The 18,035-nt window shown below is 67.8% G+C and carries 19 protein-coding genes and 1 pseudogene; 12 read left to right on the forward strand and 8 right to left on the reverse strand.

Going from position 1 to position 18,035, the window contains the following annotated elements; all coding sequences use genetic code 11:
• Nucleotides 1-468: 468 nt before the first annotated feature.
• Nucleotides 469-777: a helix-turn-helix transcriptional regulator gene (locus ABZ951_RS24210; RefSeq protein ID WP_361280665.1), complete on the forward strand. Its 309-nt coding sequence runs from the start codon at nt 469-471 to the stop codon at nt 775-777.
• Between the two features lie 1,044 nt (nt 778-1,821).
• Here ABZ951_RS24210 and ABZ951_RS24215 read toward each other — a convergent pair.
• Nucleotides 1,822-2,865: a Rieske 2Fe-2S domain-containing protein gene (locus ABZ951_RS24215; RefSeq protein WP_344084155.1), complete on the reverse strand. Its 1,044-nt coding sequence runs from the start codon at nt 2,863-2,865 to the stop codon at nt 1,822-1,824.
• Between the two features lie 259 nt (nt 2,866-3,124).
• Between ABZ951_RS24215 and ABZ951_RS24220 the strand changes: the two genes are divergently transcribed.
• The gene (locus ABZ951_RS24220) at nt 3,125-3,430 is read left to right on the forward strand and encodes a cupin domain-containing protein (RefSeq protein ID WP_344084158.1); all 306 of its coding nucleotides are present in this window, start codon (nt 3,125-3,127) and stop codon (nt 3,428-3,430) included.
• 6 nt (nt 3,431-3,436) lie between these two features.
• Here the strand turns inward: ABZ951_RS24220 and ABZ951_RS24225 are convergent, their stop codons facing one another.
• A complete protein-coding gene (locus ABZ951_RS24225; RefSeq protein ID WP_344084161.1) occupies nt 3,437-4,534 on the reverse strand; it encodes an IS630 family transposase in 1,098 nt (365 codons plus the stop codon).
• Nucleotides 4,535-5,127: 593 nt separating this feature from the next.
• Complete coding sequence (locus ABZ951_RS24230; protein WP_344084164.1) at nt 5,128-5,505, reverse strand: DUF2568 domain-containing protein; 378 nt, start codon at nt 5,503-5,505, stop codon at nt 5,128-5,130.
• A 303-nt stretch (nt 5,506-5,808) separates the two neighbouring features.
• On the opposite strand from ABZ951_RS24230, the gene ABZ951_RS24235 reads away from it, so the two are divergent.
• Both ABZ951_RS24235 and ABZ951_RS24240 read left to right on the forward strand, forming a co-directional pair.
• The gene (locus ABZ951_RS24235; RefSeq protein ID WP_344084167.1) at nt 5,809-6,039 is read left to right on the forward strand and encodes a hypothetical protein; all 231 of its coding nucleotides are present in this window, start codon (nt 5,809-5,811) and stop codon (nt 6,037-6,039) included.
• Between the two features lie 203 nt (nt 6,040-6,242).
• Entirely contained in the window at nt 6,243-6,389 is a 147-nt protein-coding gene (locus ABZ951_RS24240; protein WP_344084169.1) for a hypothetical protein, read from the forward strand.
• A gap of 32 nt (nt 6,390-6,421) precedes the next feature.
• On the opposite strand, the gene ABZ951_RS24245 is transcribed toward ABZ951_RS24240, so the two are convergent.
• From ABZ951_RS24245 to ABZ951_RS24255, 3 genes are all read right to left on the reverse strand, one after another.
• Nucleotides 6,422-7,168, reverse strand: a complete 747-nt coding sequence (locus ABZ951_RS24245; RefSeq protein ID WP_344084172.1) for a hypothetical protein — start codon at nt 7,166-7,168, stop codon at nt 6,422-6,424.
• A 185-nt stretch (nt 7,169-7,353) separates the two neighbouring features.
• Nucleotides 7,354-7,560 (reverse strand): hypothetical protein, encoded by a 207-nt coding sequence (locus ABZ951_RS24250; RefSeq protein WP_344084315.1) that lies wholly within the window; start codon nt 7,558-7,560, stop codon nt 7,354-7,356.
• A gap of 138 nt (nt 7,561-7,698) precedes the next feature.
• Nucleotides 7,699-7,884, reverse strand: coding sequence for a hypothetical protein (locus ABZ951_RS24255; protein WP_344084175.1), 186 nt, complete (start codon nt 7,882-7,884; stop codon nt 7,699-7,701).
• Between the two features lie 89 nt (nt 7,885-7,973).
• On the opposite strand from ABZ951_RS24255, the gene ABZ951_RS24260 reads away from it, so the two are divergent.
• Entirely contained in the window at nt 7,974-8,153 is a 180-nt protein-coding gene (locus ABZ951_RS24260) for a hypothetical protein (RefSeq protein ID WP_344084178.1), read from the forward strand.
• Between the two features lie 225 nt (nt 8,154-8,378).
• On the opposite strand, the pseudogene ABZ951_RS24265 reads toward ABZ951_RS24260, so the two are convergent.
• Together ABZ951_RS24265 and ABZ951_RS24270 are read right to left on the reverse strand one after the other, a co-directional pair.
• Nucleotides 8,379-9,854 (reverse strand): annotated as a pseudogene (locus ABZ951_RS24265) (NF041680 family putative transposase).
• A gap of 75 nt (nt 9,855-9,929) precedes the next feature.
• On the reverse strand, nt 9,930-10,493 hold the full coding sequence (locus tag ABZ951_RS24270) for an NUDIX domain-containing protein (RefSeq protein ID WP_344084181.1): 564 nt from the start codon (nt 10,491-10,493) through the stop codon (nt 9,930-9,932).
• 189 nt (nt 10,494-10,682) lie between these two features.
• Between ABZ951_RS24270 and ABZ951_RS24275 the strand changes: the two genes are divergently transcribed.
• From ABZ951_RS24275 to ABZ951_RS24305, 7 genes are all read left to right on the forward strand, one after another.
• Complete coding sequence (locus tag ABZ951_RS24275; protein ID WP_344084184.1) at nt 10,683-11,204, forward strand: hypothetical protein; 522 nt, start codon at nt 10,683-10,685, stop codon at nt 11,202-11,204.
• Between the two features lie 464 nt (nt 11,205-11,668).
• On the forward strand, nt 11,669-12,661 hold the full coding sequence (locus tag ABZ951_RS24280) for a Rieske 2Fe-2S domain-containing protein (protein WP_361280679.1): 993 nt from the start codon (nt 11,669-11,671) through the stop codon (nt 12,659-12,661).
• 265 nt (nt 12,662-12,926) lie between these two features.
• Complete coding sequence (locus ABZ951_RS24285) at nt 12,927-13,766, forward strand: SDR family NAD(P)-dependent oxidoreductase (RefSeq protein WP_344084187.1); 840 nt, start codon at nt 12,927-12,929, stop codon at nt 13,764-13,766.
• A 555-nt stretch (nt 13,767-14,321) separates the two neighbouring features.
• Nucleotides 14,322-14,567 carry a hypothetical protein gene (locus tag ABZ951_RS24290; protein WP_344084190.1) on the forward strand — a complete coding sequence of 82 codons (246 nt, stop codon included), beginning with the start codon at nt 14,322-14,324 and terminating at the stop codon, nt 14,565-14,567.
• 681 nt (nt 14,568-15,248) lie between these two features.
• Entirely contained in the window at nt 15,249-15,503 is a 255-nt protein-coding gene (locus ABZ951_RS24295) for a hypothetical protein (RefSeq protein ID WP_344084193.1), read from the forward strand.
• Nucleotides 15,504-16,226: 723 nt separating this feature from the next.
• Complete coding sequence (locus ABZ951_RS24300; RefSeq protein ID WP_344084196.1) at nt 16,227-16,595, forward strand: hypothetical protein; 369 nt, start codon at nt 16,227-16,229, stop codon at nt 16,593-16,595.
• A 67-nt stretch (nt 16,596-16,662) separates the two neighbouring features.
• On the forward strand, nt 16,663-17,730 hold the full coding sequence (locus ABZ951_RS24305) for a hypothetical protein (protein ID WP_361280672.1): 1,068 nt from the start codon (nt 16,663-16,665) through the stop codon (nt 17,728-17,730).
• Nucleotides 17,731-18,035: the final 305 nt, after the last annotated feature.

The raw sequence follows: 18,035 nt of genomic DNA on the forward strand, positions 1-18,035 counted from the left end.
ATGGCTTTCTTGGCTTTTGAGATCACGAGTTCCCCTTGATTCGAATGTCGAATGGGATTTCCACTGCGCGGCCGCCGTGGGCCGCGGAGTGCTCGGCAAGCACCTCGATGGACCTGTGGAGTGGCCATCGTGTTGTCTCGTCCCGTGCTTGCATAACGACGATCCAGCGAGACTGCTGTACATGGCAATCTTCTTTGGGATCTCCGACTTGAACACGACCTTGGATGTCTAAAACGGCCCCATACCGGAGGAGTCGGCAGTTTCCCGGTACGCCGGGAGCGCTACCAGGTAAGACAATAACTGACACAAAAAGGGGAATGGAGCTCGTGGCCGTGCAGGGGCGCCGGTCGAGGGCGGGGTGCTCACCTTCCCGGCGCCGCCTGGAGCCGTCAGTGGAACCCGAGCGGCCCGGGCTCGTCGATGCCGACGGTGACGGGGATGATCCGGCCTTGGGACTGGCGGGCTCGCATGTTGAAATGTCGCGTATTCCTCGTTGAGGTCGGTTCTGGCCGCGATCACCTCTTCGCCGGGGTCCTTGCGTGCGCCCCCCTGCCTACGAGCGCGGCCAGGCGGCCGGAGTGCTCCCAGGCCCTCGACGGCTACGGGCTGAGCCTGCGGGCGGCCGCGGCCGGCTCCGGAGTCAACCGCCAGGCCATTACCGACCTGCTGGCCGGTCGGTCCTGGCCCGACGTGGCCACCGTCGCCCGCCTGGCCCGCTTCACCAGCACCCCACTGTGGCCGGACAGCCCCAATATCGAACGAAAGAGAATGCATTGAGCCTCGATTTGAGCGTGACCGCGTAAGCCAGGTCGGCTTCGCGCAGTGCGAGGTACCAGTCGTCGCTGACGGAGCAGGCGCAGTCGGCGACCACCGCCCGGCAGCCGAAGCCCGCCCCCTTCCCGCGGGCCGCGAGGGCGGCGGACAGCTGCGGTTTCGTGCGGAAGGCCGGGTCGGTCCGGCCGCGGGCGTAGGCGGAGTCGGCCCAGATCTGCGTGATCTGGGGGTGGGTGATCCGCAGCCGCCAGAACAGGTCCCTGGGCCATGATTTCGTCGCGGACGTCGCCGGGGGTGCCGTTGATCAGGACAGGCAGGCCGAGCGTGTCGACTATGAGAGTTGCTGGCCAGCGCGGGCACAATGACCAGGTGACTTCCTCGCGGGCGGCCTGCTGGCTTCCAGAAGGCTCAGGAGGCCACGGAAAAACTGCGGAAGCTCGCCGAGAACACCGCACGCGCAGCCGAGGCCCGCACCAAGCTGATCACCGCTCTCGGGGAGGCGGTCAAGGCGCTCAAAAACGCCTGTCACACGGGGCTAACGAGCTTGTGCACCGCTTACGGTGCACAAGCTCGTTAGGGGACGACGGACTGCGGGGCATACCGCAGGGCTCGAATACGTACCGTTACCAGCTTGGGATGAGGTAGAGGCGGGCAAGAGTAGGGCACCTCACACACTAATGATCCATAGCGAACCGCAAACCATGGTCGTCATGTTGGCCAACCGCGTGGTTCTTCCACGACGTGGTTGCCGACGTCATTAAGCCGAAGTTCACCCCGAGCTATGACATTCTTCCAGCGCACGCCCGGCGCACGCGAACGTGTCGGCGACGAGGACCCGTCGGCCGCCGAAGAAGACCTCCTTCAAGGGTTCAACGGACACGTGGCGGGGATCAAGTGGCCCTGTACGCCAAGTCCGACAGACAGGTCATAGACAGGGCCCACACCTCTAACTGGGCACTCCTCGACTGCGGCGGCTCGGCGACGACGTCCCCCCGTCAACCTTTTCAGCGAGACGCAGGATTCCTTTCTCGCGGTCTCCTGCAGTGGCTACTCATCGGTGGGGTAGAACTGACGTGCCCAGTGGCGCAGTTGACCGATCGCCTCTTCGCCGACGGCCAGTTTTGGATGCGTTAGGTAGCGCTGATGGTTCCAGATCCCGATGTCCTGTCGCGCGAAGGCGGTGCTCGTCAGTAGGAAGGCCCGTGCCCACGCCCGCTCGGCCGCAGAGTGCGCGAGTGACCGCACCGTGGTCGGTGGTGCGCTATGACGGGTCAGTTTGGCCGCAACGGCCAAACGCAGAATGAGTCGGTTGGGGGCGATGGGGGTAGGCAACGTCCAAAGGAGTAGGGAAACTCCCATACGCGGCACGTCGACTTCGGTGGTATGCAGACCTAGCCCGGTCAAGGTGAGGTTTTGGTCCGTCATCGCGTTAGCGAAACGGCGTAGCAACGGGTACTGCGGAGCGTGGATGCGTAGGCGCGTGGTGATCGTGGGTCCATCTACTACGGAGGGCCGTGGCCTTTGCACCGGCAGGCGATGAAGCTGGGGCAGATGCAGGTAATCAAAAGTATTTTCAATCACGACCTGGGCGTGGGTCAGTGTCTTGCGGCACCACCATGCCGTCGGGGCGTGCCAGTGGGCCAGCACGGGTGGTTCGAACCACGGGGGTGCGCCAGCGGGGCCGTGCCATGCCAGGAGCAGTCCGTTGACTTCCCGCAGAGGGAGTCGCTCAAGGCGAGCGCGGGGCGGTACCACTCCCGAGGGGGCGACGGTGCAGGTGCCATCCGGGCCGAACCCGAGCCGGTGGAAGGGGCAGAGAAGGGTCTCGCCTTCTACCTTGCCGCCGTAGCCCAGGTGAGCGCCCAGGTGCGGACAATGGGCATGAGCGGCGTGTGCGACACCATCCTGGGTGCGGTACACGACACAGTCCTGGTCCATGAGACGACGCGGCAGCACCCCGCCGACAGGCAGTTGGCGCGACAGGCCCAGACAGAACCAGCCCATGGGGTAGCCAAGTCCGGGGTCCTTACCCGCCGAGGTATGAGCGCTATGAGCGCTGTCTTCTGGACAGGTGTGAGACGAGGTCATCATGTCATCGTGGCAGGACAACACCGGGTGTGATGTGCACCGGGCACCGCTTACTCCCTTCGCGGCGGCTTGCCCGGGTGAAGTTGACAAGCTAGTGGCTCGTCACGCGACCTTGGTCGGGTAATCGAGCCGTGGTCGGGGAGAGGTTTTGCCGAACGGTCGACCAACGATCGTCCCTGCTCACATAGCTTTCTGGCATCCGTTGAATGTGATGGGCGGGCTGCTTACGCCATGGTGGAAGCAGCCCGCTGGGAGGCATGTGATGAGTTCGATCAACGTCGTGGAGACAGCCGACGCGCTGCCGACTGCCTGGAACTCCTACTCCTTGGGAGAGGTAGGAGCGGCCTGTGTGAAAGTCCTGCGTATGGACAGCAGCCCGGTCCAGGAAGAGGTTCACGGGGCTGATGAAGTACTGCTGGTGCTCAACGGGCGGCTGGAACTGCTGGTGGAGGGCACCGAGGTCATCGTGGAGACAGGCGAGATGTACCGGGTGCCGGCAGGCACTCCGCACGCTGTCGGCCCTGGCAGCCACGGCACGTTGGTGATCGTGGAGGAATCCGGGGCGTGAAGGCGCTCAGGCGGCCCGGGCCGGGTATGCGGTCCAGGTGCGGATCGGTGAGTCGGGGGCGAAGTTCGTCTTCGGTTCCGCGCGGGTGTTGCGCCAGCGGACGTAGGCTCCGATGGCGGCGTTCTGCTCGTCGTGGCTGCGGTGGTCGGTGCCGTTGAGGGCGAAGTAGCGCAGGGCCGCGAACTCGGCCTCGATCCAGTTCAGCCAGGAGCCGTAGGTGGGCAGGAAGACCAGTTCGACGTCGTTGTCGCCCGCCCAGGTGCGGACCTTGGCGTGCTTGTGCGGGGAGAAGTTGTCCAGCACCACATACAGCTTCTCCCGGGGCCAGCGGGCGCGCAGGGCCTTGAGGAGGTCGAGGAACTCGCGCCACCGCTTGCGCGGGCGGATGCGGTAGTACAGCTTGCCGGTGGCCAGATCGAGGGCAGCGAGCATCTGCCTCACCCCGCCTGTGCGGTTGTAGGTGGCCCGCAGCCGGCGGGGACGTCTCACCGGCCCCCACGCCTTGCCCTTGCGGGGCATCAGGTTCAGCGGCCCGAACTCATCGACGCATATCACTCGCCCGTCGGCGGGCGGAGTGTCGTGCAGCGCCAGGACGCGGTGCATCTTGGCGATGAACTCCGGGTCGGTGGACGCCTTCCACGTGGTCGTGGTCTTCCAGGAGACCTTGGCCTCGTGCAGGATTTGGCGCAGGGTCTCCCTGCTGATGGCCGCGGTCACCTTCTGCTTGACCAGGTGCTTGGCGAGCTTGCTCAGGCTCCAGGTGGAGAACGCGGTGATCTTCCAGTCGGCGGGGGACGTCCGGGCGATCAGGCAGATGTGCTCGCGCACCTCGTTACTGATCGTCTTGGGGCGTCCCCCGCTCCATTTTGGGTCCAGCGCGTCGAACCCCCGCTCGTTGAAAGCGTGGATGACATCGCGGACGTAGTCCTCACCGACCTGCATCAATGTGGTGATGTCCTTGACCGCTTGGCCCTGGGCGGACATCAGCACCACGATCGCCCGGCGGAGTTTCACCGGGTCTTTCGCAGTCCGGCTGATCCGCTGCAGCTTCCGGCCCTCGTCCATCGTGACCGGCCGGACGAACACACTCGGTCGACGTCCCACGACCACCTCCACGATCAGTTCTTGGAGACAGTCTGCTGGGAGACGAGCAGCAGGTCGATTACCCGTCCGACGATGCGTGACGAGCCACTAGCTCGGGATTTCGCCGCCGCCGCTCACCAGTCGTCAGGTGAGCTGCCTACCCACGCGATCGGCTGGCTCTCGCTGTTGTGGCCCCAGTGCGGCTCCTCCATCCAGGATTCGTGCCCGTCGGGCAGGACGCAGATCCGCCCTCAGCGGCCGTGCTTGCCCGCACAGACCTCCGTGAGCCGGGTCGCGTCGCCCCCTCCGCCACGGCCTGGTCGTAGCGGTCCTGGAACGGCTGGAGGCGGGCGCGCAGCTCCATGCCGAGCCCCGCCTCCGCCTCCACCCGTTCCCGCGCCTCCTGCACCGCCGGGTCGGACAGCACAGTCGAGATGATGTCCTCCGCCTCCGCGAAGGTCCTGGTGCGGGCTTGCCGCCGCACAGCATCCTGCACGCGCCGCTCTTCCTCAGCTGGTCATTTATCCAGTTCGACGCGGTTTCGTGCCGGTTTTGTGGTGACCGGGTCGGCCTCCTTCGGGGCGAAGCCTCTGTCCGATACGGCTGGCGCGGACTCAATGCCTGAGCAGCCACAACACCCGATCCCACGACAGAAAGTGGTACACGACCAGCACCCCGGCGAGCGTCACAGCCAGGATGCGGGAACCCGCCGCGTACAACGCCGCCGCACTACCGAAGAAGACGGCCAGCTCCAGCAGGAGCCGCAGCAGACCAGGTGTCGCGATCACTGTCCCTCCGGACCGGGAGGCATCACCTGGGGTGGCGAATACTCCCCACAGCACTGCCACGACCAGGGGAACGGCAACTATGAAGACGTACCGTAGAGAAGCAGGCGCCGTACCCGATGCCCAGAGCCCGAAGCACACCAGAGCCGCCAGCTCCAACATGAACCTCACGCCGAGAGTCAACGGGTGAAAGCCATACCTGGACATACACGCAACTTCCTTCCTTCCGTCGCAGCCCCTCCATGATCACAGGCCCCGCCAAGGCGGGGTCGTTCAGGTGTGGCTGGGCTACTCGCCCAGCCGGGCTGGGCGACCGGACTCCTCCACTGGCGTGAAAGCCGGGGGCGAAGCCAGTCCGGGGCGAGCGAGAGGTCAGCACCGAGCGGGCGATCTCCCACACACCCCGACGTCCGGCGTCGTCTGGTCCGAACCGCGCCAGCCGGGAAGCTCTTCGATCGATTCACCGGCGTAACCAACTGGGCAGCCTCCGGGCAGTCCCGTAACGGCGGCGTGCTGTCAGGGGCACAAGCCGTCGAGCAGCCTGGCCATGGCTACCGCGAGCTTGTAGGTGGCACGCTGGATGGTTTGCTGCTGGACGTGACCGGCTGGACGGATGAGCAGCTCCTCCAGGGCGTGGCCCTGATCACGGAGATAGGCCGGTACGGGCCCGGCGGCCGGGCACTGTACGAACCGCGCCCCGGCGACCGCGACCATTGCGACTGGTCCGGAGACTGCCCCTGACCACTGCTGCGCCTGCCGTGCCCGGGGTACGGCCAGCCTGCCGCCGTCGGGCCTATGCCACCCCGCTCCCTGACGGATACGCAGTCGGGACCGGGCGCCGCACGCTCGCTTTCAACGAGCTCAAAACCCGCTCGCGGTGGCGCGGCAAGGGCCTCGGCCGTCGCCTCCACGACGAGCTGCTGTCCGGCCGCAGTGAGGAGCGTGTGACGCTGCTGGTGAACCCGCAGCGACCGCGGGTCGTGACGCTCTACCAGGCATGGGGTTACCAGGAAGTCGGCCGCCAGCAGCCCTTCCCGGACTCACTGGTCTTTGCGTGCATGACCCGCCCCATGCGCCTGCCCGAGCAGTAGCCGAGCACCGAACGCCCGCCGCCGGATGTGGCTCAGAAGTCGTAGGGCTTGGAGGTGTTCCAGTTGAGGACTTCCGCCTCGGACCAGGTGAACTTCGACGGCGTGCCGTCGCCGCCGAAGGAGGTCTGCTCGGTGGCCGGACCGGTGTCGCCCGTCCGGTCGCGCATGGCTATGGAGAAGTCCTCCGAGGTGTGGGTGTTCACGCCGTCGGAGAAGAGGGCCACGGCCGAGTAGACCTTGCCGCCGGGCTTGACCATGATGCGGGCGTCGCCGACCGGGGCGTCCTTGCCCGAGTGGGGCAGGACGTTCACGCTGTCGCCGAGCATGACGGACGGGTACGACGTGAACCAGCACGGCTTGGCGTCGGTGTTCTTCGCGGTGATGAGCAGGTGCTCGCCCCGCTCCCCCGGGAAGCGGTGCAGCACGGAGTAGGACATCTCCGTGCCGTCGCACTGGCGGACCTCGGCGGCCGGCTTGGCGGCAGCGGCCTTGACGGCGACGGACTTCTTGAGGCGGATGGGGGCACTGGGGTCGGGGTCCGGGTCAGGAGCCACGGTGTAGGGCTCGCTGGGGTTCACCTTGGGCCGCTTGGTATAGGGCGCGCTGGGGTTCACCTTGGCGACGGTCCGGAAGGTGGCCGTCGAGCGGGGCGCCGACCCGTCCGCGCCGCCGTCGCCGGTGGCCGCCAGGGCACCGCCGACCACGGTCACGGTCAGGGCCAGTGCGACGGTGGCGGCCGCGGCAACCGCTGCCGTGGTGGGAATACGGGACGTGCGCATGAGGGGGCTCCCCGGGTGAAGACGTGGATCTCGCGGTACGTTCCCGCGATTCGCTCATCCTTGCCCGGCCCGCTGATGTGCCACTCATGTGCGGCTGATGTCCCGCTCACGTCCGACGGCACTCCGCTTCCGGGGCCGCCGGCCGCGCCGACGCCGCGCCGCGCCCGGGAGCTCCGGAGGCGGTGTTACGCGCGTCCCTCCGCGCCACCCGTCCCGGCGGCACGGTGCTCCAGCGCGACGGCGGGCGGCAGGCCCGTGATCTCGCAGACCTTGGGCGCGCCGACCTCGTGGATCAGCCGGCGCACGTAGGGCGCCACGGACTCGAAGTACCGGCGCTGCGCCTCGGCCACCGTGCCATGCCCGGGAAACCCGGACCGGGGTTCCGTTGCCACGCCTCCCCCTCCCCCCCGCCGACGTACAGTCGCGGAAGGGCCGTGAGCCGGACCGACACCGCGCCGCCACACCCCGGAGCCCCGGACCGGCCTCCCGTTCCCGCCCCCCCCCGCCGACGCACCGTCACGGACGTACCGTCAGCCGCCACAGCGCCGCTTCGTACCGTGCCGGAACCCCTCGTCCGCCGACACCCGCAGCAACGCGCCCAGCGCCCGTACCTCGCCGTCCTCGTAGCTGGCCGATGCCGCCTCCCGGGCCGCCAGATCGAGCTGCCGGATGCCCTCGGCCTCCTCCCCGAGCCCCAGCAGCGCCTCTCCCCTCACGATGAGCAGCAGTATCAGGCAATCTGTCGGGGCTTTCTCACACGTCGGGGCGGAAGGCGCGGCACGCTGGTGAGGAGAGGGAGACGATCGTGACTGTCGAACCCATCGCGGACCTGCGGGCCGCACTCAAACTGGCCGTAGCCGAGCTGTCGTTCGAGGCGGGCCGACAGGCGGCCACCGACCCGGAGCGGGCGGAGCACCTGATGGCTGCCGCCTCCACGATGGAGGAGACCTTGCAGCGACCGCCGCCGCCCGGCCCTAGCAGGTGAGTTGTGGGCCAAGTTGGTCGCGACCATTTGAGATCGATCAATCTCAGTGCCGCCCGGTGAGCTCCCGGTGGCACTGACGACGTCAGCGCCCCCCGTCGCAGAAACTTCCGTTCGGGCAACGGTCACCGTGACCGTTGCCCGAACGCTTTCCCGAAGTTCCTATTTCGGACTGACGGGCCTTGACCTGCTGATACGGGGTCCAGAAACGGGCACTATGCTTGAGTTTTATCCAGTTCGCCGGGGTTTGGTGCCGACTTTGTGGTGGGTGGGCCGCTGGTAGGGCTGGCCGGTGGCGAGGACTCGGCCCCCGTCATGGCGGGTGGCGGGATGCCTGTTCTTCGAGCCGGGTGGCCGTCCGGGGCCGGGCCAGCCGAGTTTCGGTGCACTGGCTGGTGAACCAGTTGCTGGACGGGGTTTCCTGAACCCCCGTCGCACGCGGGCCGGGGTGAGCCGTTCGGGCGGGGCCGGCTTCTCCCCGGGGTGCCGCAAGTCCTGCGCGAGCGGACGGGCGAGCCTTAGCTGGGCGTGGGCGGCGACCACGAGCCGCGTTCAGCGGTCCGCGGCCTCGGGGATGCGGATCTTGGGGCGGGTCCAGCCCAGGGTCTGTTTCCAGGAGCGGAAGGTGTGTTCCCCATCGAATCTTCTCAGGAAGGTCTGCCGGCAGCGGTCGACATCAGCCGCGGTGGCGCCGGTCTTGGACCACCACAGCCAGACCGGCTTCGGGTCACCGCCCGAGGGCAGGTGCTCGACCTGAAGGCGGACGGCTGTGCCCTCGATGACGGGCAGTTCCGTCGTGTGGTCGAGCCAGGCCGCCCGTCGGGTCAGCCTCGGGTGGAGCCGGTCCCAGACCCGCGCGGTCGCCTTCCCGTAGCGGCGGGTGTCGGTGACCGTGGCCGCGTGATCGTCGCCCCAGGTGCCGGGCTTGCCGAAGACGAACTCGCCTCCGTGCTTGGGCGGACGTCCGCCATCGGGGTGCTCCCGATGGAACTCCTCGCGGGAGGGCGCCGGCCGGCGCATCACCCGGTCTGAGCGGGTCCGGCCCAGGATCTCGATGGGCAAGTCCGCCAGCAGGTGGGCCAGGCGCGGGGCGTCATAGCCCGCGTCGACCACGATCATGATGTCCGGATCACCTGCGTGCCACTGCCCTGCCGCGACAAGGCGGTCGACAACCTCCCGGATCTGTGTGGTGGTAATCGCGGCGACGTCGGCGCCGGGTTCCAGCCGGATCGCATCCAGCACCGCGGTCCACGACGTCCGGCCGGTCTCCAGGGCGGCCACGATCGAATAGGGCCGGCCCGGGATCATCAGGTGCTTGTTGTCGCCGTACCCGTAGGTGTGGCAAAAGCACCGGTCAGGCGCGGTGTCCGCATCCGGCCGCAACCACGGGGAGACGTCCACCGCGAGGACCAGGCGGTCGTCGGCCGCCTTCGGCAGCGGGACGGAGACCAGGGACCGCCGCAGCCGGCTCACGTCGAGCCGCCCGTGGTTGAGGCCGGCGTATAAAGCGCCGTGCCCACGACGGTGTTCCGGGGCAAGCGCCAGCCCGACCAGGGTCTTCACCGGCCCGTCTGCACACAGCATGGCGTCCGTGAGCTCGAACAGCGCATCCGCGCGCGCGGTCAGTGACGCGTACAACTCCGTCAGGAAGCGTGACAGCAGCGCGAACGGCTCCCGCTGGACATGCTGATGCAACAGGCTCACCCCACGGCCTTCGTTGATCCCGTGCCTCTGTGACCGAGCAAAGGATCACGCGAAGGCCGCCCTCGCGTCCGGCGGTTACCTCCGCGAGCGATCAAGTTCGGGGGCTATTCGATCAACCAGGTCTGTCCGGACAGGGTCATCGGGCAACCGTCCCGGGTGAGCGATGTACTTCGTGAAGGCTTCCCGGCAATCGGGAACGAACGGCCACTGCTGCAGAACCTCCCCGAGGACGGCCTCGGGAAGCCAGTCGTGCCAGGCGATCTCCGACCGGTCAGGCGCCACACCCTCCGCGATGACAGCCTCGTGCACGCCCAGCCAGTACGGGCTGATCACCCCGCTGCAGAGAAACTTGAAGACAGGCCGGACCGGTGCACGGACACCGAGTTCCTCCGCCAGCTCCCGGGCAGCGGCATCCTCATAAGTCTCACCCGCGGTTACAGCGCCACCGAGCAGCCAGTTGTACTGGCCCGAGAACCGCGAAACGTGCCCCGGTCGCCGGTGCACGAGGACTCGGCCCTCTGCGTCATGGCAGACGACGGTCGCCACCCGGTGCAGCCACTTCCTGCGGATGGCCTCACCCCGGTCGACAACCCCCACCACCCGGTCCTGCTCGTCCACACGCTCCACCAGCTCACTCATAACGCCCACGATCTCAAGGCATCCGTGGTGGTGTCACTGGCAATGAGGAACCCTGGCAGCAGAAGTTAAATGCCAAGCTATGGGGCGGTCGCCAGTCGCTGGTTGAACGTGTAGATACGCCGCGCGGATGAGGCTGAAGGGGACCGCAGGTTGATGTGTGACACCGCCCCATGGATCAGTCTGGAACGCATGCCGAGAGTTAATGCCTTACCTGATGTGCCGCGCTGGGCCCGGATCGCCGCGGTAGGCGCGGCACTGACCAACGTGCCCTCCGCGCTGTGGCGGCTCTCCATCGCCGTGGGCATCCCCGTCGGGCTGGCGCAATCCGAATACGATGCGATGGACGCCCCTGGCCGGGGGTCGCTCGCCCTGGTAACCCTCAGTGTGATCTCCGAGTTCTTCGCGTTCCTCGCCCTTGGGCTCGTGCAGAGCTGGGGTGAGACATGGCCGCGCTGGGTCCCGTACCTACGCGGGCGCCGAGTCCCGGTCATGCTGGGCACCGGAGTGGCGGGGCTGGGCGCGCTGGCCACGACGGTCTTCGGCGCCCTGTTCGTCTACACGTCACTCAACGCGGACATGCAGGGCACCACCTGGGGCATCTGGCTGCTCAACATCGCCTACTCACCGCTGCTCCTCTGGGGTCCGCTGTTGGGTGTGGTTACGGTGCACTACTACCGGCGCCGGATGGCTGCCTCCCCGATGCCGGCGTGAATGCGCGACCGCCGCTGAGCGCTTTATGTGGCGATCCCCCGCCAGGTGAAGCGCTCAGTCACACCGTGACCCGTCCGGCTCAGTGCGCGCGGTGTCTCAGCCCGCCCGGCGGTTCTTCGTAGGGGGCGGTGCTGTTTCGGTTCACGAGCCAGCGTGGGTCCGGGCGCGGACGAGCGGGGCTTCACTCAGGGGTGCTCTGGCGTCAGTGCCAGGCACTGAGGGGCCGTCACCGTTGGTAGGCGGCTTTGAGTTCGAAGGTCGCGAGCGGGGCGGTATGAAGGTCAGCTGGGGCGAGAGCCCGTATTCACTCATATGAGGGTTTGCTTGTGTACTTGGTGTACCAAGGCTCGTTCTGGAGGGTTCGATGTCCGTATGGCGACGGACGCTGATGCGGTGCGACACCTCAGTGAGCAGGCGGTCGACGGCAGGGACCGCAGCTGCCTTACCCCAGTGGCTGGTTCTGCCTGGCGATGTCTCGGGAGCTGGCCCCGGGAAGTGTGATGACCCGAAGGTTCGTGGGTGAGGATGTGGTCCTCTACCGCACCGACGACGGCGAACTGCACGCCGTTCATCCCTACTGTCCGCACCTCGGGGCCCACTTGGGAGGCGGTAGGGTGGAGGGGCAGAACCTGGTGTGTCCGTTTCACCGCTTTGCCTTCGCCCCCGACGGCCGATGTGCCCACGCCCCTGGCGGCCCGGCCCCCCGCGCCCGGTTGAGCCACCACACCGTAAGTGAACGCAACGGCTTCATCTTCATCTGGCATGAGCACCGCGGTGCTTCACCCAGCTGGCATCTGCCCCAGGAGTTCAGTACGGAGGTCCCCCCCACGGCCGTGTGGACGGGAGAGGCTCTCACGCACGTCCAGGAGGTCACTGAGAACGCAGTGGACTATCGGCACCTGCCAGTGATGCACGGCGTCACTGTCCAAGAGCGGATCCCGCCAACGACCGAAGGGCCCTTCCTCCGCCTGAGCCTGCGCCTCACGCCACAGCGGTTCCCCGCGATCGGGAAGGTCGTCGGCGACTACGCGTTCCAGATGGCTGGGCTGGGCTGTTTCCGTACCGAAACCAACCTGCCCCCTCTGGGACTCGTGGTCTACACCTGGGCCATGTTCACACCGACCGAGCCCCGGCGTACGCGTCTGCTGCTGGCAACGGCCTGTACCCCCGCAGATCGGCCACACCACTCGGTGGCGTGGATCACGCGGCACTCACTGCATCGCTGCCTCGCCCGAGCCGTTCTGTGGGCTGGGGCCAGAGCCCTCAGACAAGACATGCCGGTCTTCAACACCAAACGCTATGAGCCCCGCCCCCGGCTCGCCGCGGGCGACGAGGCGATCGGCCTCTACCGGCACTGGGCCCGTCAGTTCTACCCGGACATCCACGGAGGCTGCTCGGGTGCGCCCACGGCGCCTGACGGCGCGACGCCGCAAAAGACTCACCGTTACACAACGTAATGAACGACACCCCAAGTCACACAACTGCGAACCCCTTTGCCGTCGTGGGTACTGGGCTCAGTCGACAGGCGGCAGCCGCGATGCTGCGCCGCGCGGCCCTCAGCGGCGCCCTTCGCCAGTCGGGTCTTGACTCAGGCGCCATCTGCAGTGACCGCAAGGCGCCTGCCGCAAAGCTTCCGCTCCCCAGGACAGAGAGAAGCGGCCAGAGGACATGACGACACCGGCAAGCACAAGCAACAGCCGTCCACCCAGCAGCCGCGTAGCGGTGGTGACAGGCGCCGGGCGCGGCATCGGACGTGCCATCGCCCAGGAACTGGCTTCCGCAGGCCACCACCTCGTACTCTGCGACAAGGACGGCGCACCTCTTATCGAAGTGGCCGACACGCTGGGCCCCGGCCACCGCTATGTGACCGCGGACGTCACGGACCCCGAAACCTCCCAGCGCCTTGCCGCTGACGCCCTGCGCCACTACGGACGTCTCGACGTGTGGATCAACAACGCCGGGATTCTTCCCACAGGCCCGCTGCGTCAGCACCCGCGCCACCTGGTGGACCACACCATCGCCGTCAACCTCACCGCCGTCTGCGACGGCAGCCAGGCAGCACTTTCCATCATGCTCGAACAAGGCAGCGGGCACCTGATCAACATCGCGAGCGCCAGCGCGCTCAAACCCGTGGCCGGCATGGCGACCTACAGCGCCACCAAAGCCGGCGTCCTGGCCCTCTCCGAAGCCCTCCGCCGCGAAGCCCGCCCCTACGGCGTCCACGTCAGCACCGTCCTGCCGTGCCTCATCGCCACACGGCTCGCTTCCGGCCTCCAACTGCCCTTCAACCGCACCCCCCTGCCGCCCTCCGCCGTCGCCGACACAGTCCTGCAACTGCTCAACCACCCAGCCCCACACCGCTACGTCCCCCGCTGGCTCGGATGGGTAATGAGCGGGACCGCCCTCGTCCCCACCCGGCTGCGCGACCATGCCGACGACCTCTTGCACACCGACGACATCGGCCTTAACCCCGCTCCCGACCGCGCCATCTACCAGGCGACCCTGCTCCGCGACAGTGAACCGGACGCCGACATGGCAAAGGCGCCTCCCTCAGACACGTAAGTGGGACCTACTGAAGGCCCGTTTCGGCGCACCGGAGGGCACGGGCGAGCAAGGGGGGAGCCAGCGCGAAGGGATCCGTTCTCAACGCCCGGGCTCCAGCAAGAGGCCATGGTTCCAGGAGGCACTGGAAACACAAGTAGCGACCCTAGGCCACGACCAGCGTGTGCACATGCCGCACCAACCGGCGCGGGGCCAGAGGCCATCGCCGCACTGAGTGCGCACTGAGTAGGTGCGCTGCACCGGCCGACTCGCAACTGCGCACCCACCACCAGCATCGTGATGCGAACCGGTGATGCGCCGCACCCTCCGCTGCTGCCCGGTGTGCACCGGGCGCGCCGCATCGGGTGCGCCGCATCGCCCGATCTGCACGGCGTGCGGGCACGGAGAGTGAGGTGGTGTGGATGCGCCGGGCGGCGGCTGACCCCTTGACCATCCTCTGGTCCTCACTGAGTCGCTCCCCTTGACCACGTTCTGCGGAGCGGGTGTTTCTCCTGGACATCGCCCGCTAGAGTCCATGTTTGCCCGGTATGTGTCCGTGATGCGGGCCGCGGTGCGATGTCCGATGGGGTCCGGTGGGCGATGTGGCGCACCGTCACGATGGGTGATCTGGTGCGGCCGGAGATGCGTCGCATCGTGTGCACCGCCGGCCGTGATGCGCACCGGATGCACGCCCGCCGCACCGCACCGCCGTGGATGACGATGCGGCGCACCGAGTGCGCAACCGGGCGGTGCGGTGTGGTGCGGGGCCTGCCGGAGGCGTCGGTGTTCAGCCGGGTGCGGGACGTCTGCGGCCTTCGGTGAGCGTCTGCTGATAGCGGCCGGGGAGAAGGCGCGGGTCACCTGTGGGGACAGTGGAAGCCCTGGGGGCCTGCTCCTCCCGGCTCGGCGGTGCGGGTCTGCGGTGGGTTGTGTTGCTGGTCACGGACAAACCGGCAGCGTCAAGGGGTGAACCGGAACATATCGAACGGCTGCGGGATAGGGTTAGCGAGGTTGAACAGACGTTGGTCAGGGGGTGCCTCGTCACGGTGGCCACCGGTCCGTACGCCGCGGCGCCCGGGCCGGTCCAGCCCACCGATCCGGCCACCGGCCGGAGGAATTCGAGGATCCGATGACCGCCACCACCCCGCCCGAGCAGCCCCGCCCGGCCTCCGCGGACAACCACGTCGAGCCGCCCGCCACTGCTGCTCCCACCTCCTCCACAGACCCCTCCACCGCCCCCTCCGCGCCCCATTCCCCGGGACTGGGCGTTTCCGCAGGTCAGGCCCGACGGTCAGGGGGGGGCGCAGGTCCGACAACCCTCATGCCCAAAGGTGTCCTCAGCACAGGAGGACTTCAACCGAGCCTCGACGCAAGGAGATCCTGCAAGCACTGGGGATCTTTCAACGGGCGACGCCAGATCAGCTGTGGAAGCTCACCCGCCCGGGCAACAAGCACGACAAGCTCACGCGGGACAACCTCCTGGATCTGGAGGACCACCACCTGGTGCGGATCGAATCGGTCCAGGAAGACCAGCGACAGGTATGGGTACTCACCGCCCGAGGACACCGCGAAGCGAAGAAACTGCTGGAGCCGAAGGGCATACGGATCTCCGAGCTGCGCAAGGAGGAGTACGACCCAGTCACCGGGGAACTGCTCGGCACCGGCTACGACGACCACGCCGCGGAGCGGGAAGCGCGGCGGCCGGTGTGCTCGCGGTGCGGGGCGAAGTTCAGAAGCCGTTGTGTATCTCCACCGTGAGTTATCCGTGCTGGTGGTTGCCGTGGAGGAGGCGGAGGCCAGGCGAGGAGACAGGCGGGTCCGATTGACCTGGTTCATCGGCGAACATCCACCCCAAATCGTCAGCGAAATCCGGTAGATCTGCGTGGGGTGCAGTGTTCCGCCCCGGATGAGGCACGGCTCGACCGCCACGGTGTACGCGGCCGGAGGTCGGGACCGCTGGCGGCAGTCACCGCCTCCGACCAGCCCTCACCGCAGACGCCGCGGCGGTGGGCCGGCTCCTGGCAGCCGCGTGCGTTGCTACTGAGGTTGGTCAAGCACGGCTTGACCGGGGGGCTCGTCCTGGTGAGGGCGGGGTGGATGACCGAAGAGGGGTGCCTCGTTCAGGTGGCGCCCTTGGGTGTCATTGCGTTGGTATCCGTCATGTGAGTGACGTTCAGCGGGTTTAAGTGCCCCCGTGCTGCCATGAACCTCCTCGAATCCTGACCCGTAGTCGCATATGCATTCGGCATACCGTTCGGGCGTTCCGCACTGCGCGGCCGACTTCCGGCCGATGTTTTGACTTACGGGTGATCACATCAGTACTCCTGGTAATGCCGGAGCAGCCGTCGTCACGGGTTGAGGCCCGTCGCCCAGCCAGCCGTTCGTCAAGGGCGTGGAACCGGCGCTTGGCACACATCCCTGCCGCGACCGCCCTCTATTGGGCGTGCGCGGCAGCACCCCCATCTGAGCAAGGAGTTTGTGATGTCCTCGATGCGTAGCCGCCTGGCGGCTCTTGTGCTGGCTGTGGTGGCCGGTGGTTCGGTGCTCGGCCAGGCGTCGGCGGCGGTGGCGGACGACCACCACGGCCACGGCCATGGTCTGGGTCCGCTGCCGGTCGCGATCGTCTCCCCGGCTCCGGGCAAGATCACCAAGGAGCACAAGGTCACCGACACCTATCAGTACGACGCCAAGGGCTCCGGCTCGTCCTCCGAGGAGTCCTCCGGCTCCTCCGCGCCGGCGCCGTCGCAGCCCGAGCCGGGGCCGGTGACGAACCTGAAGGACACCGCCAACTCCGCCGCGCAGTCGGTGACGTCCGGTGCGGGTTCGACCGTCGACTCGGCCCTGAAGTAACCACCGTCCGTCCGTCACGCGGGGGGCGGCCCCGGCCGCCCCCCGCCCCGTTGAGAGAGGTGAGCGCGTGATCGTGAGCGGTGAGAGCAGGACTGGGCCGGGTGGCCGGAAGCGGATGCTCTGGGTGGCCTTGACGGTGGTGTCGGCGGTTCCGCTGTTGACCGTGCCATCAGAGGCGCCCGCGCAGGCTGCCGCCCCCAACAGCTACGAGGTGGTCGCGGAGACCACGAACTGGACTCCGCCGGAGGGCGTGACCACGGCCAAGGTCTACCTCTGGGGTGCCGGCGGTGTCGGCGGCGGAGGAGGAGGCGGCGGCGGGGGTGGCGGAGGAGAGGCCTACGGCTTCGCCGCCAGGGGTGAAAAAGACTCGATGGGTGACACCGGTGGGGGCGGTGGTGCCGGCGGTGGTGGGGGCGGTGGTAGTGGTGGCTCTTACCTCGTTTGTGAGCTCAAGGTCGACCACGCCCATACCTACCGGGCCATCATCGGCTCCGGCGGTACCGGCGGGAAGGGCGGACCGGGCGGCAAGGGTGGTGCCCACGGCACCGGTAACTTGGGCAAGGACGGCAAGAGCGGCGAATCCGGAAAACATGGTGCCGTCAACAGGGACCAGCGTGAAACCCAGTTCTGGAAGAGCACCCGGACGCTGATGGCAGAGGTCTCCAGCAGCCACGTCGGCAGCGCCGGACTCGAAGGTACGGCGGGCGAAGGCGGCGGCATCAGCGGCAGCCACGGGAATGGCGGCCCTTCAGGCAGCGGCGGCAAGGGCGGCAACGAACCCTTCCCCGGCCGGTGCACGGACGGCAAGAAGATCGACAGCGTCCGGGGCACGGCCGGCCAGCCCGGGCAGACAGGCCGGGACGGCGTACGCGGCAAATCTGCCTCGGAGGACAGCGCAGGCGGCGACCTCGCCTTCGGTGGCGCGGGCGGTGCGCCGGTCAAGAAGGAGGGACCGTACGGCCTGAAGCTGCCCGAAGGCCGGTCCGTGGGCGGGCAAGGCGGTCGAGGCGGCAACGGAGGCGCAGGAGGTCACGGCGCGATGACCAGCAGTACACACGCCCGCAGCGGCGCAAAGGGAAACAACGGCGACTACGGCCAGCGCGCCGGCAAGGGATACATCATCATCACCTGGTAGCCGGCCACCACCAGCAACACCGCAGTCAGCCGCGACGGTCACAGGGGGGGGGAGGGAACGAGGCGGACGGTCCAGGGTGGAGCCGGATACGGAGGGGCGGTTCGGTCGGGGGGGCGGGGGTTTGAGCACCCGCCACTCGGCCACCGGTTTCGTCAGTAGGCGCGTTGCGGAGCTGGCCCACTTCCGACGCAAACGGCGGTGATCTTGCGCGGGTGTCACCCTGTGGGTGAGTCCGGGGTCGTAGAGCTGCGCGGGGTGATGCCCCGAGAGGACGATCGGCGACCGTGGCCCGTACCAGACCCTGC

This window comes from Streptomyces sp. NPDC046215 (assembly GCF_040646215.1).
GTDB lineage: Bacteria > Actinomycetota > Actinomycetes > Streptomycetales > Streptomycetaceae > Streptomyces > Streptomyces stramineus.